The organism is Streptomyces sp. NPDC026538 (assembly GCF_055567535.1).
Genome location: NZ_JBVHQG010000009.1, coordinates 181,792 through 196,115, shown reverse-complemented (window position 1 = coordinate 196,115; position 14,324 = coordinate 181,792). Strand labels below are relative to the sequence as shown.

Below are 14,324 nucleotides of genomic sequence, written 5' to 3'. Positions count from 1 at the left end.
CTTGAGGGACGACCAGGCCGGTTCCCATGCGGGGAACCGGCCTGCTGTGGACCGACCAGTGTACGACTTATCCGATCAGAGTGCTCTGTGGCACGCGTCTCGGCGCCGCACCGCACACGTACGGCTCAGTGCCGCGCGCCCACGGACTCAGCGTGCGTTGAAGTACTTCGCCTCCGGGTGGTGGATCACGATGGCGTCGGTGGACTGCTCGGGGTGCAGCTGGAACTCCTCGGACAGCTGCACGCCGATCCGCTCGGGCTGCAGCAGGTCGGCGATCTTGGCGCGGTCCTCCAGGTTGGGGCAGGCGCCGTAGCCGAGGGAGAACCGCGCGCCCCGGTACTTCAGGGCGAACATGTCCTCGACGGCGCTCGGGTCCTCGCCGGCGAAGCCCAGCTCCGCACGGACGCGCGCGTGCCAGTACTCGGCGAGCGCCTCGGCCAACTGGACGGACAGGCCGTGCAGTTCGAGGTAGTCGCGGTAGGAGTTGGCCTCGAAGAGCCTGGCGGTCCGCTCACCGATGCGGGAGCCGACGGTGACGACCTGGAGGCCGACCACGTCCGTCTCCCCCGACTCCTCCGGGCGGAAGAAGTCGGCGAGGCACAGCCGGCGGCCGCGGCGCTGGCGGGGGAAGGTGAACCGGGTGCGCTCGTTGCCGCTTTCGTCCAGGATGATCAGGTCGTCGTCCTTGGAGACGCACGGGAAGTAGCCGTAGACCACGGCCGCTTCCAGCAGGTTCTCGGTCTGGAGCTGGTCCAGCAGGCCGCGCAGCCGGGGGCGGCCGTCGGTCTCGACGAGTTCCTCGTACGACGGCCCCTCGCCGGTGCGGGCCTGCTTGAGGCCCCACTGCCCCTTGAAGAGGGCGCCCTCGTCGAGCCAGCTCGCGTACTCCTTGAGCTGGATGCCCTTGATGACGCGGGTGTCCCAGAACGGCGGGGTGGGCACCGGGTTGTCGACGGCGACGTCGGAGCGGACATGGCCCTCCTCGGGCCGCTCCTCGACCTCGGCGGTGGCGGTCGGCCGCACCCGGCGCTGCTTCAGCTCCGGCAGGCTGGCGCCGGGCACTCCGCGCTTGACGCCGATGAGCGCGTCCATCAGGCGCAGGCCCTCGAATGCGTCGCGGGCGTAGCGGACCTCGCCCTCGTAGATCTCGTGCAGGTCCTGCTCGACGTAGGAGCGGGTGAGGGCGGCGCCGCCCAGGATCACCGGGTAACTGGCCGCCAGGCCGCGCTGGTTGAGCTCCTCCAGGTTCTCCTTCATGATCACCGTGGACTTGACCAGCAGGCCGGACATGCCGATGACGTCCGCCCGGTGCTCGTCGGCGGCCTCCAGGATCGCGGAGACGGGCTGCTTGATGCCGAGGTTGACGACGTTGTAGCCGTTGTTGGACAGGATGATGTCGACGAGGTTCTTGCCGATGTCGTGGACGTCGCCGCGCACGGTGGCGAGCACGATGGTGCCCTTGCCCTCGGCGTCCGACTTCTCCATGTGCGGTTCGAGGTGGGCGACCGCGGACTTCATGACCTCGGCGGACTGGAGGACGAACGGCAACTGCATCTGGCCGGAGCCGAACAGCTCGCCGACGACCTTCATGCCGTCCAGCAGGGTCTCGTTGACGATGTCGAGGGCGGGGCGGTCCTGGAGGGCCGCGTCCAGGTCGGCCTCCAGACCGTTCTTCTCGCCGTCGATGATGCGGCGCTTGAGCCGCTCCTCCAGCGGGAGGGCGGCCAGTTCCTCGGCCTTGCCGGCCTTGAGGGACTTGGCGGTGGCGCCCTCGAACAGGGCCATCAGCTTCTGGAGCGGGTCGTAGCCCTCGGTGCGGCGGTCGTGGACGAGGTCGAGGGCCGTCTGCACCTCCTCCTCGGAGAACCGGGCGATCGGCAGGATCTTGCTCGCGTGCACGATCGCCGAGTCGAGGCCCGCCTTGACGCACTCGTCGAGGAAGACGGAGTTCAGCAGGATGCGGGCGGCCGGGTTGAGGCCGAAGGAGATGTTGGAGAGCCCCAGGGTGGTCTGGACGTCCGGGTGGCGGCGCTTGAGTTCGCGGATCGCCTCGATGGTGGCGATGCCGTCGCCCCGGGACTCCTCCTGGCCGGTGCAGATGGTGAAGGTCAGGGTGTCGATGAGGATGTCCGACTCGTGGATGCCCCAGTTCCCGGTCAGGTCCTCGATCAGCCGTTCGGCGATCTCGACCTTCTTCTCCGGGGTGCGGGCCTGGCCCTCCTCGTCGATGGTCAGCGCGATCAGCGCGGCACCGTGCTCGCGCGCCAGCGCGGTGACCTTGGCGAAGCGGGACTCCGGGCCGTCGCCGTCCTCGTAGTTGACGGAGTTGATGACGGCGCGGCCGCCGAGCTTCTCCAGGCCGGCCTGGATGACGGGGACCTCGGTGGAGTCCAGGACGATCGGCAGGGTGGAGGCGGTGGCGAAGCGGCCGGCCAGCTCCCGCATGTCGGCGACGCCGTCCCGGCCGACGTAGTCCACGCAGAGGTCGAGCATGTGGGCGCCCTCGCGGATCTGCTCGCGGGCCATCTCCACACAGTCGTCCCAGCGGGCGTCCAGCATGGCCTCGCGGAACTTCTTGGAACCGTTGGCGTTGGTGCGCTCGCCGATGGCCAGGTACGAGGTGTCCTGGCGGAACGGGACGGTCTGGTAGAGGGACGCGGCGCCGGGCTCGGGGCGCGGGCTGCGCTCGGGCGGGGTGACGCCCCGGACCCGCTCGACGACCTGGCGCAGGTGCTCGGGGGTGGTGCCGCAGCAGCCGCCGATGAGCGAGAGGCCGTAGTCCCGTACGAAGGTCTCGTGGGCGTCGGCCAGCTCGGAGGGGGTGAGCGGGTAGCTGGCGCCGTCCTTGCCGAGGACGGGCAGGCCGGCGTTGGGCATGCACGACAGCGCGATGCGGGAGTGCCGGGAGAGGTAGCGCAGGTGCTCGCTCATCTCGGCGGGGCCGGTGGCGCAGTTCATGCCGATCATGTCGATGCCGAGCGGCTCCAGCGCGGTGAGCGCGGCGCCGATCTCGGAGCCCAGCAGCATGGTGCCGGTGGTCTCGACGGTGACGGAGACGATGATCGGGACGTCCAGGCCGGCGATCTCGCGCGCGCGGTGGGCGCCGATGACGGCCGCCTTGGTCTGCAGCAGGTCCTGGGTGGTCTCCACGATCAGCGCGTCGGCGCCGCCCGCGATCAGGCCCTCGGCGTTCTGCTGGAAGGCGTCGCGGATCGTGGTGTACCCGATGTGACCGAGGGTGGGCAGCTTGGTGCCGGGGCCGATGGAGCCGAGCACCCAGCGCTGGCGGCCGTCACGGGCGAGATAGCCGTCGGCGGTCTCCCGGGCGATGCGGGCGCCCGCCTCGGACAGCTCGTAGACGCGCTCGGGGATGTCGTACTCGGCCATCGCCGCGTAGTTGGCGCCGAAGGTGTTGGTCTCGACGCAGTCCACGCCCGCGTCGAAATACGCCTCGTGGACCGAGCGGACGATGTCGGGGCGGGTCAGGTTCAGGATCTCGTTGCAGCCCTCGAGCTGCTGGAAGTCGTCCAGGGTGGGGTCCTGGGCCTGGAGCATGGTGCCCATGGCTCCGTCGGCGACCACCACACGGGTGGCGAGCGCCTCTCGGAGCGCGGACACGCGGGTCCGGCTGTCGGCGGAAGGGGACGGTGGCGACGAGGCCATGAAGGGCTCCCTTGGATGCGACGGCTGTCGGCTATGCGGTCCGCCGGGCCGGGCCCGGCATGGACGCACTGCGCCAGCGTAACCGGGTGTGGGCTTGGATGTGCAGGGCGTCCATGTGGCGGACGAGTGAGGGGCTGGTGAGGCGGCGGATGGGCGAGTATGTCGCCCACCACGGCATCCGCGCCGGGCACGGGCCTCCGCACGTGAGGTGAGCCACGGGGAGCACACGTGCGGTGAGCGCGGACCACGCCTGGCGTAACGGGTGTCGACCAACCGTTAGCGGAGAGTCGACACGGACCGGTAGTGTTCGGCATTGCCGAACGATGGTTACGGCAGTCTTACGGCGAGGGTCGTAGGGGACGGAGGCAGGACTGCGATGGCACGGAACATCCAGTCGCTCGAACGGGCGGCCGCGATGCTGCGGCTGCTCGCGGGCGGCGAGCGACGGCTCGGTCTGTCCGACATCGCCTCGTCACTGGGTCTGGCCAAGGGCACCGCGCACGGCATACTGCGCACCCTCCAGCAGGAGGGGTTCGTCGAGCAGGACGAGGCCTCGGGGCGCTACCAGCTGGGCGCCGAGCTGCTGCGGCTCGGCACCACCTATCTGGACGTGCACGAGCTGCGGGCCCGGGCGCTGGTGTGGACGGACGACCTGGCCCGGTCCAGCGGGGAGAGCGTCTACCTGGGCGTTCTCCACCAACAGGGCGTGCTGATCGTGCACCACGTGTTCCGGCCCGACGACAGCCGGCAGGTGCTGGAGATCGGGGCGATGCAGCCGCTGCACTCCACGGCGCTCGGCAAGGTGCTGTCCGCCTACGACCCGGTGGCGCACAGCGAGGCCCTGGAGGCCGACCGCAAGCCCTTCACGGACCGTACGACCAGCGACCTGGACGCTTTCGAACACGTCCTCGACCTCACCCGCGCGCGGGGGTACGCGGCGGACGTGGAGGAGACCTGGGAGGGCGTGGCGTCGATAGCGGCGCCGATCCACAACCGGCGGCGCATGCCGGTCGGCGCGGTGGGCATCACGGGCGCGGTGGAGCGGCTGTGCAAGGACGGGGAGTTGCAGCCCGAGCTGATCGCCGCGGTGCGGGACTGCGCCCGCGCGGTGTCGCGGGACCTGGGCGCGGGACGGTTCTGACCGCGACCCACTGATCACCACCTGAGGCCGGTCCGCCTGTCGGCGGACCGGCCTCAGCCGTACCCTGATGTGGACAAAACAGGACAAAAGTGGAGTTCAGTGGGGCTACCGCAGCACATCCGACCCACGGTCCCGACAAAGATCGACAACCCACAGCAATCAATAACGATCGCGCTTTCGATAACAGAACTCTTGACGCACGCGTGACGCCGGGGCGAGACTCCCGTCCATCGGTCGGCATTGTCGAACACCTACCGGCAATACGCGCTAGAGTGTGACAACGCCAAGGGCCGGATTCGCTCTCACCCACGAGGGCGCCAACACCCCGACGGGACTCGGGGTTCGGCTTCCCTGGACGAAGGACAAAGGAGTCGCGGGTGTCCAGCTCCGACATCTTCATCGGCGAGACCATCGGTACCGCCATACTCATCCTGCTCGGCGGCGGTGTGTGCGCCGCCGTCACGCTCAAGGCCTCCAAGGCCCGTAACGCCGGCTGGCTCGCCATCGCCTTCGGTTGGGGCTTCGCCGTCATGACGGCGGTCTACATCTCCGGACCGCTGTCCGGCGCCCATCTCAACCCGGCCGTCACCGTCGCCCTCGCGATCAAGAACGACGACTGGAGCAACGTTCCGGTCTACTTCGCCGGCCAGCTGCTCGGCGCGCTGATCGGCGCGACCCTGGTGTGGGTCGCCTACTACGGCCAGTTCCACGCGCACCTGACCGACCGGGAGATCGTCGGCGGTCCGGGCGCGCAGGCCACCACGGCCAAGGCCGTCGAGGCGCAGGAGAAGGGCGCCGGCCCGGTCCTCGGCATCTTCTCCACCGGCCCCGAGATCCGGAACGTGGTGCAGAACCTCGCCACGGAGATCATCGGCACCATCGTGCTGATCCTGGCGGTCCTCACGCAGGGCCTCAACGACAAGGGCAACGGCCTCGGTGTGCTGGGCGGCCTGATCACCGCCCTGGTGGTCGTCTCCATCGGTCTCTCGCTCGGCGGCCCGACGGGCTACGCCATCAACCCGGCCCGTGACCTCGGTCCGCGTATCGTGCACGCGCTGCTCCCGCTGCCCAACAAGGGTGGTTCCGACTGGAGCTACGCCTGGATCCCGGTGGTCGGTCCGCTGATCGGCGCAGCGATAGCCGCGGGCATCTACAACGTCGCTTTTGCTTAGAAGCAGACCTCCGCTACCGGCTGAACTCCGCTGAAGCAGCAGACGCACCGCCACACACCACGGATCTTCGAGGAGCACACAGTGACCGACGCCCACACCGCAGGCCCGTTCATCGCCGCGATCGACCAGGGCACGACCTCCAGCCGCTGCATCGTCTTCGACAAGGACGGCCGTATCGTCTCGGTCGACCAGAAGGAGCACGAGCAGATCTTCCCCAAGCCGGGCTGGGTCGAACACAACGCCAACGAGATCTGGACCAACGTCCAGGAAGTCGTCGCCGGGGCCATCCAGAAGGCCGGCATCACCCGCGACGACATCAAGGCCATCGGCATCACCAACCAGCGCGAGACCACCGTGCTGTGGGACAAGAACACCGGTGAGCCGGTCTACAACGCCATCGTCTGGCAGGACACCCGCACCGACGCCCTCTGCCGGGAGCTCGGCCGCAACGTCGGCCAGGACCGCTTCCGCCGCGAGACCGGTCTGCCGCTGGCCTCCTACTTCGCCGGTCCCAAGGCCCGCTGGCTGCTCGACAACGTCGACGGCCTCAAGGAGCGCGCCGAGGCGGGCGACATCCTCTTCGGCACCATGGACACCTGGGTCATCTGGAACCTGACCGGCGGTGTCGACGGCGGCAAGCACGTCACCGACGTGACCAACGCCTCCCGCACCCTGCTGATGAACCTGCACACCATGCAGTGGGACGAGAAGATCGCCGAGTCCATCGGCGTGCCGCTGCAGATCCTGCCCGAGATCCGCTCCTCCGCCGAGGTCTACGGCGAGGTCACCGGCGGCCCGCTGGGCGAGCTGCTCGGTGGCATCCCGGTCGCCTCCGCGCTCGGCGACCAGCAGGCGGCCCTGTTCGGCCAGACCTGCTTCTCCGAGGGCGAGACCAAGTCCACCTACGGCACCGGCACCTTCATGGTGATGAACACCGGTGAGAAGATCATCAACTCCTACGCGGGCCTGCTGACCACGGTCGGCTACAAGATCGGCGACCAGCCGACGGTGTACGCGCTGGAGGGCTCTATCGCCGTCACCGGCTCGCTGGTGCAGTGGATGCGCGACCAGATGGGCCTGATCTCCACCGCCGCCGAGATCGAGACGCTCGCGCTCTCGGTCGAGGACAACGGCGGCGCCTACTTCGTGCCGGCCTTCTCCGGTCTGTTCGCCCCGCACTGGCGCTCCGACGCCCGCGGTGTGATCGCCGGCCTGACCCGGTACGTCACCAAGGCGCACCTGGCCCGCGCCGTCCTGGAGGCCACCGCCTGGCAGACCCGCGAGATCGCCGACGCCATGGTGAAGGACTCCGGCGACGAGCTGGTGGCCCTCAAGGTCGACGGTGGCATGACCGCCAACAACCTGCTGATGCAGCAGCTCGCCGACGTCCTCGACGCACCGGTGGTGCGCCCGATGGTCGCCGAGACCACCTGCCTCGGCGCCGCCTACGCCGCCGGCCTCGCCGTCGGCTTCTGGTCCAGCACCGACGAACTGCGCGCCAACTGGCGCCGGGCCGCCGAGTGGACCCCCCGCATGGACGCGGAGACCCGCGACCGTGAGTACAAGAACTGGCTCAAGGCCGTCGACCGGACCATGGGCTGGATCGACGACGAGAGCTGACGAGAGCGCGCACGCTCTCACGATCGAGCTCTGACGAGGAGTAAGAACCCGACATGACCAGTCAGTCCACCCTGCAGTCCGTGCCTGCCCTGGGAACACACCCGGCCTCCGGCTCGCTTCCGAGCCGTGCCGAGACCAGGGAGCAGCTTTCCAAGGCGTCGTACGACCTTCTCGTGATCGGCGGCGGCATCCTGGGCATCTCCACCGCCTGGCACGCCGCGCAGTCCGGCCTCAGGGTGGCCCTGGTCGACGCCGGCGACTTCGCCGGTGCCACCTCCTCCGCCTCCTCCAAGCTCCTCCACGGCGGTCTGCGCTACCTGCAGACCGGCGCGGTGAAGCTGGTGGCGGAGAACCACTTCGAACGCCGTGCGGTCTCCCGCCAGGTGGCTCCCCACCTGGCGAACCCGCTCACGTTCTACCTCCCCGTGTACAAGGGCGGTCCGCACGGTGCGGCGAAGCTCGGAGCGGGCGTCTTCGCCTACTCCGCGCTCTCCGCGTTCGGTGACGGCGTCGGCCACCTGCTGTCGCCCGCCCGGGCCCAGCGGGACGTGCCGGAGCTGCGCACCGAGAACCTCAAGGCCGTGGCCGTGTACGGCGACGACCAGATGAACGACGCGCGCATGGCGCTGATGACGGTCCGCGCGGCCGTCGAGGCGGGCGCGGTCGTCCTCAACCACGCCCAGGTCAGCGGCCTGCGCTTCACCAGGGGCCGGGTGACCGGCGCCGACCTGAAGGACGCGGTCTCCGGCGAGGAGTTCGGCGTCAACGCCCGTCTGGTGCTCAACGCGACCGGCCCCTGGGTCGACCACCTGCGCCGGATGGAGGACCCGAACGCGGCCCCGTCCATCCGCCTGTCGAAGGGCGCGCACCTGGTCCTGAAGCGGACGGCCCCGTGGAAGGCCGCCCTCGCGACGCCCATCGACAAGTACCGGATCACCTTCGCCCTCCCCTGGGAGGACATGCTGCTGCTCGGCACCACCGACGAGGAGTACGAGGGCGACCCGGCGGACGTCTCCGTCACCGAGAAGGACATAGCCCAGATCCTGGACGAGGCCGCGTTCTCCGTCCGGGACCAGCAGCTCCAGCGCGATCTGATCACCTACGCCTTCGCGGGCCTGCGGGTGCTGCCGGGCGGTCCCGGCGACACCGCCAAGGCCAAGCGGGAGACCGTGGTGACCGAGGGCAGGGGCGGCATGCTGTCCGTCGCGGGCGGCAAGTGGACCACCTTCCGGCACATCGGCCGCACCGTGATGGAGAAGCTGGAGGCGCTGCCGGGGCACCCGCTGGGCGACGACTTCGAACCGATCGCCTCGTTGCCGAAGAAGCTGCCGTTGCCCGGTGTCGCCAACCCCCGTGCGGTCGCCCACCGGCTGCTGGTGGACAACCCGGCCCCCGGCCCGCGCATGGCCGCCGACACGGCCAAGCACCTGGCCACCCACTACGGTTCGCTGGCCTTCGACATCGCCCGCCTCGCCAACGAGCACCCGCAGCTCGGCGAGCGCGTCCACCCGGACGCCCCGGAGATCTGGGCCCAGGTCGTCTGGGCCCGCGACCACGAGTGGGCCGAGACCACGGACGACGTGCTGCGCCGCCGTACCACCCTGACGATCCGCGGCCTGGCCACGGACGACGTCAAGGCCAAGGTCCAGGACCTGCTCGACAAGAAGTGAGCCAGAAGTGAGCCGCCGTGAGGCGGACGCGACACGGACGGTGCGCCGGGTCCCCTGACCGGTCCGGCAGCCGCCGGGATCCCGGCCCCACCGTACCGGGGCCGGGCCGGCGAGGGGGCGGCTCCTCTCCCCTAGGGGCCGCCCCTTTCGCGCGCCCGTCGTCAGTGCGCGGCACCACGTTCCGCCCCGGCCTGACCAGGTCGCATAATGTGGCTGAGACATCGGATGTCTCAGCGACAAGGAGGCCGGTATGGCTGTCACCGATGAGGCGATCGAGAAGATCAAGGACATGATCGTCTCCGGTGCGCTGCGCCCCGGTGACCGGTTGCCGAAGGAGAGCGAACTGGCCGCCGAACTCGGCCTGTCCCGCAACTCGTTGCGGGAGGCGGTGCGCGCCCTGTCGCTGATCCGGATCCTGGACGTACGGCAGGGCGACGGCACCTACGTCACCAGCCTGGACCCGCAACTGCTCCTGGAGGCGATGAGCTTCGTCGTCGACTTCCACCGCGACGACACGGTCCTGGAGTTCCTCGCGGTGCGCCGGATCCTGGAGCCGGCCGCCACCGCGATGGCCGCCTCCCGGATCAGCGAGCAGCAACTGGACGCGCTGGGCGCCCAGTTGGACGCGCTGGGCGCCGCGCCCTCGGTGGAGGAACTGGTCGCCTGCGACCTGGAGTTCCACCGGGGCATCGTGCAGAGTTCCGGGAACTCGGTGCTCTGCTCGCTCCTTGACGGGCTGTCCGGGCCGACCACCCGGGCCCGGATCTGGCGCGGGCTGACCCAGGAGGACGCGGTCGCCCGGACCCTGCGCGAGCACCGGGCGATCCTGGCCGCGCTGCGCGACCGGGACGCGGAGGCGGCCCGTTCCTGGGCGACCGTGCACATCGCGAGCGTGGAGCAATGGCTGCGCAGCAGCCTGTGAAGCGCTTACCACCGGTGAGCGGTTCCTCGCCGAATCGGGGTGTTCGAGGGGGTTGAACGGGGCAGTGATCCGTTCACTCCCCCGTGCAAGGGGGCTGCGGGCGCCCCCGCCGGACGCCGTAAGGTTGGGGCGTACGCGAGGGTACGTCGGAAGGAGGCGCTGGGTGATCGAGCTGGAGGGGGTTCCCGAGCTGATCGACCCAGTCATGGTGGCCGCGTTCGAAGGCTGGAACGATGCCGGCGACGCCGCCTCCACCGCGGTCGCGCATCTGGAGCGGGAATGGAAGGGCGAGGTGTTCGCGGCCCTTGACGCCGAGGACTACTACGACTTCCAGGTCAACCGTCCCACGGTGTGGATGGACGCCGGCGTGCGCAAGATCACATGGCCGACGACACGGCTGTCGGTGGTCCGGGTCGGCGGCGACAAGCCGCGCGATCTGGTGCTGGTGAGGGGCATCGAGCCGTCCATGCGCTGGCGCTCGTTCTGCAACGAGCTGCTCGGCTTCGCCCACGAGCTGGGCGTGGAGCTGGTGGTCGTCCTGGGCGCCCTGCTGGGCGACACCCCGCACACGCGTCCGGTGCCGGTCAGCGGAGTCACCTCCGACCCGGACCTGGCCCAGCGGATGGACCTGGAGGAGACCAAGTACGAGGGTCCGACGGGCATCGTCGGCGTCCTCCAGGAGGCCTGCACGCACGCGGGCGTCCCGGCGGTCTCGCTCTGGGCGGCCGTCCCGCACTACGTCTCCCAGCCGCCCAACCCGAAGGCCACCCTGGCGCTGCTGAACCGCCTGGAGGACCTGCTCGACCTGCGGATCCCGCTGGGCGAGCTGCCCGAGGACGCGCGCGCCTGGCAGGTCGGCGTGGACCAGCTGGCCGCCGAGGACACCGAGGTCGCGGAGTACGTGCAGACGCTGGAGGAGGCCCGGGACACCGCCGAGCTGCCGGAGGCGTCGGGCGAGGCGATCGCCCGTGAGTTCGAGCGCTATCTGCGGCGCCGGGACGTGAATCCGCCGCCCGGCGGCCACGCCACCGCGGACGGCACCGACAGCGTCTCCTACCTGCGGGACAACCCCAGCGGCAAGACCCGGCCGCCCAGAGCACCGAAGCCCGACACGCCCGGGAACACGGGGAATTCCGCGGACACCGGCGACTCCGCGGACGCCGGCGGGGACCCCGGCCCGGACGGCGAGGACACCTCCGAGGACTGATCGAGAGAGTCGTCTGCGGGTGAGTTGTGGTTGCTCGCGCAGTTCCCCGCGCCCCTGGAACTGCCGTTCCCCGCGCCTCTGAAAGAGCAGTCCCCCGCGCCCCTGAAAGAAAGGGCGCGGGGGTTGGCGCTTCTCAGAGGGCTACGCCCAGCAAGGCGTCCACCGCGCGCGACACGACGCCGGGCGCGCCGGTGTCCGTGCCGCCCTCGGTCTGCTGGAGTGCGGCCCAGCGGTCCACCGCCGCCAGTGCCGCCGGGGCGTCCAGGTCGTTGCTCAGGGCCTCGCGGATCTCCTCCACCAAGGCATCGGCCGGCGGCCCGTCCGGGCGGGAGACCGCTGCTCGCCAGTGGTCGAGGCGCGTCACCGCGTCCGCCAGGACCTGGTCGGTCCACTCCCAGTCGGCGCGGTAGTGGTGGGAGAGCAGGGCGAGGCGGATGGCGGCCGGGTCGACGCCGTCGCGGCGCAGCTGGGAGACGAAGACCAGGTTGCCCTTGGACTTGGACATCTTCTCGCCGCCCAGGCCGACCATGCCGGCGTGGACGTAGGCCTTGGCCATCGGAAACTCGCCGGTGAGCACCTGGGCGTGCGAGGCGCCCATCTCGTGGTGCGGGAAGGCGAGGTCGGAGCCGCCGCCCTGGACGTCGAAGGTCATGCCGAGGTGGTCGAGGGCGATGGCCACGCACTCGATGTGCCAGCCCGGCCGGCCGCGGCCGAGGGAGCCGCCGTCCCAGCTGGGTTCGCCCTCGCGGGCGGCCATCCACAGCATCGGGTCGAGGGGGTTCTTCTTGCCGGGGCGGTCGGGGTCGCCGCCGCGCTCGGCGGACAGCAGCCGCATGGCGGCGGCGTCGAGGCCCGAGACCTTGCCGAAGTGGGGGTCGGACTCGACGGAGAAGTAGATGTCGCCGTCGAGTTCGTAGGCGGCGCCGAGGTCGCGCAGGCGCTCGACCAGCGGCACGATGCCGGGTATCGCCTCGACCGCGCCTATGTAGTGCTGCGGGGGCAGCATCCGCAGGGCGGTCATGTCCTCGCGGAAGAGGGTCGTCTCCTGCTCGGCGAGGGCGACCCAGTCGACGCCGTCGCGCTCGGCGCGCTCCAGGAGCGGGTCGTCGACGTCCGTCACGTTCTGGACGTAGTGCACCTGCCGCTTGGTGTCGAGCCACACGCGCTGGACCAGGTCGAACGCGTTGTAGGTCGCCGCGTGCCCCATGTGGGTCGCGTCGTACGGGGTGATGCCGCAGACATAGATACGGGCGACGGGACCGGGGTCGAGGGTGACCGGACCGCCGGTCGCGGTGTCGTGGATCCTCAGGTCGCGGCCCTGACCAGGCAGGGCGGGGACCTCGGAAGCGGGCCAGGCATGCATGTACATGAGCGTAACCGGACCCGAGTTCGGTATACGAACCGGACCAGGCCAGATGGCCGGGAAGGCACTCTTGATCTTGCGTCCGCGATGTGCTGCGGCCCGGTCACACGGGCGGCCAGGGGATGGCCGGCCACTCTCCGCTCGGTTCCGGGTGCTTTCCGGTGGTGAGCAGCGCGTCGACACGCGCGCGCGTGGCGTCGAGTTCGGCCGCGGTGATCAGCTCGGCCAGCCGGGCCCCCAGCGCCCCGCCGAGGGCCTCACGCAGCCCTTTGAGGGCCTCCACGGCCTCACCGGTGAGCGGCTCCCCCGCCCAGCCCCACAGCAGGGTGCGCAGCTTGTTCTCGACGTTGAAGGTCACGCCGTGGTCGATGCCGTAGAGCCGTCCGTCGCCGGTGGGCAGCAGGTGGCCGCCCTTGCGGTCGGCGTTGTTGATCACGGCGTCGAGGACGGCGAGCCGGCGCAGCCGTTCGTCGTCGGCATGCACCAGCAGGGCGGTCTTCCCCTCGCCGACCTCGGCGAACCCGATCGCCTTCCAGCCCGGCTCCGGCTCCTCGGCGTCGACCAGGGCGAGCAGGTCGGCGCTCTCGGGGTCGACGTCGATCCACAGCTGACACATGCCCTCGCCGTAGGGCCCGTCGCGCAGCACGGTGGGCGGGACGAGGTCCCAGCCGGTGGCCGCGGCGACCTCGTAGGCGGCGACCTCGCGCTGCGCGAGGGTGCCGTCGGGGAAGTCCCACAGCGGGCGTTCCCCGGCGACCGGCTTGTAGACGCAGGACGCTTCCTCGCCGTCGTACGCGACCGTGCAGAACAGGGCCGCGTTGGAGGCGTCACGGATGCGTCCGCGTACCTTCAGCTCACCCTGGGCGAGCAGTTCGGCGGCGGTCACGCTCCGCGGCGGTATCCGTTCTGGCGCGGACATACGTGTCCTTCCGGGTCGAGCGGGAGGCTGCACAGCGGGCACGGCGGCCGCCCGGCGTTGACGACGTCCAGAGCGCGCTTGGCGAAGGCCCTGGCCTGCGCGCCGGTCAGCCGGACCCGCAGCATCGGGGGCCCGTTCTCCTCGTCCTGGAGGAGCCGCTCCTCGGCCTCGGCGAGGTCCTCCTCGGAATCGGCGTCCAGCTCCACGAGCGCCTGCGCCTCGACGATCATGCGCTCTTCCTCGCCGTCCCAGGCGAGCGCCATGGTGCCGACGCGGAACTCCTCCTCGACGGGGGTGTCCAGCGGGGCGCTGTCGGCGATCTCGTTGGGTGCGACGGCGGGGACGGCCGCGTTGCCGCCGCTGCGCCGGACGACCTCGTCGAGGAGTTCGTCCATGCGTTCGGCGAGCGCGGCGACCTGGGTCTTCTCCAGGGCCACGCTGGTCGTCCGGGGGCCGGCCGTGGCCTGGAGGAAGAACGTACGGCGTCCGGGCAGTCCGACCGTGCCCGCGACGAAGCGGTCCGGCGGATCGTAGAGGAACACCTGACGGGACACGTCCTGTCTCCATGGGAATCGAGAGTGCGGGGGCTCGGAAGGGCGACTGACCGTGCGGGTTGCCGGTCGGCGACTACGTGGATCGCTTCACCC

At 70.5% G+C, this 14,324-nt stretch carries 10 protein-coding genes; 6 read left to right on the top strand and 4 right to left on the bottom strand.

Annotation, left to right across the window (positions count from 1 at the left end; translation table 11 throughout):
• Positions 1–147: 147 nt before the first annotated feature.
• Entirely contained in the window at positions 148–3,663 is a 3,516-nt protein-coding gene (gene metH, locus ACZ4N4_RS32395) for a methionine synthase (protein ID WP_453575337.1), read from the bottom strand.
• Positions 3,664–4,039: 376 nt separating this feature from the next.
• Here metH and ACZ4N4_RS32390 point away from each other — a divergent pair, with 376 nt between their 5' ends.
• The 6 genes from ACZ4N4_RS32390 to ACZ4N4_RS32365 all read left to right on the top strand — a co-directional run bounded on the left by ACZ4N4_RS32390 (position 4,040) and on the right by ACZ4N4_RS32365 (position 11,395).
• Positions 4,040–4,804, top strand: a complete 765-nt coding sequence (locus tag ACZ4N4_RS32390) for an IclR family transcriptional regulator (protein WP_453575335.1) — start codon at positions 4,040–4,042, stop codon at positions 4,802–4,804.
• A gap of 377 nt (positions 4,805–5,181) precedes the next feature.
• A complete protein-coding gene (locus ACZ4N4_RS32385; protein WP_351700240.1) occupies positions 5,182–5,976 on the top strand; it encodes an MIP/aquaporin family protein in 795 nt (264 codons plus the stop codon).
• Between the two features lie 81 nt (positions 5,977–6,057).
• On the top strand, positions 6,058–7,596 hold the full coding sequence (gene glpK, locus ACZ4N4_RS32380) for a glycerol kinase GlpK (RefSeq protein ID WP_453575025.1): 1,539 nt from the start codon (positions 6,058–6,060) through the stop codon (positions 7,594–7,596).
• Positions 7,597–7,649: 53 nt separating this feature from the next.
• Positions 7,650–9,266 carry a glycerol-3-phosphate dehydrogenase/oxidase gene (locus ACZ4N4_RS32375; RefSeq protein ID WP_453575023.1) on the top strand — a complete coding sequence of 539 codons (1,617 nt, stop codon included), beginning with the start codon at positions 7,650–7,652 and terminating at the stop codon, positions 9,264–9,266.
• A gap of 250 nt (positions 9,267–9,516) precedes the next feature.
• Positions 9,517–10,188 carry a FadR/GntR family transcriptional regulator gene (locus ACZ4N4_RS32370; protein WP_450758776.1) on the top strand — a complete coding sequence of 224 codons (672 nt, stop codon included), beginning with the start codon at positions 9,517–9,519 and terminating at the stop codon, positions 10,186–10,188.
• Between the two features lie 163 nt (positions 10,189–10,351).
• The gene (locus ACZ4N4_RS32365; RefSeq protein WP_467595472.1) at positions 10,352–11,395 is read left to right on the top strand and encodes a PAC2 family protein; all 1,044 of its coding nucleotides are present in this window, start codon (positions 10,352–10,354) and stop codon (positions 11,393–11,395) included.
• Between the two features lie 133 nt (positions 11,396–11,528).
• Here ACZ4N4_RS32365 and mshC read toward each other — a convergent pair whose 3' ends face one another.
• The 3 genes from mshC to ACZ4N4_RS32350 all read right to left on the bottom strand — a co-directional run bounded on the left by mshC (position 11,529) and on the right by ACZ4N4_RS32350 (position 14,231).
• Positions 11,529–12,758: a cysteine--1-D-myo-inosityl 2-amino-2-deoxy-alpha-D-glucopyranoside ligase gene (mshC, locus tag ACZ4N4_RS32360; RefSeq protein ID WP_467595469.1), complete on the bottom strand. Its 1,230-nt coding sequence runs from the start codon at positions 12,756–12,758 to the stop codon at positions 11,529–11,531.
• A 103-nt stretch (positions 12,759–12,861) separates the two neighbouring features.
• Positions 12,862–13,677: an SCO1664 family protein gene (locus ACZ4N4_RS32355; protein ID WP_453575014.1), complete on the bottom strand. Its 816-nt coding sequence runs from the start codon at positions 13,675–13,677 to the stop codon at positions 12,862–12,864.
• Positions 13,641–14,231 carry a DUF3090 domain-containing protein gene (locus tag ACZ4N4_RS32350; protein ID WP_360489597.1) on the bottom strand — a complete coding sequence of 197 codons (591 nt, stop codon included), beginning with the start codon at positions 14,229–14,231 and terminating at the stop codon, positions 13,641–13,643. The genes ACZ4N4_RS32355 and ACZ4N4_RS32350 overlap by 37 nt, the downstream gene beginning before the upstream one ends.
• Positions 14,232–14,324 lie beyond the last annotated feature (93 nt).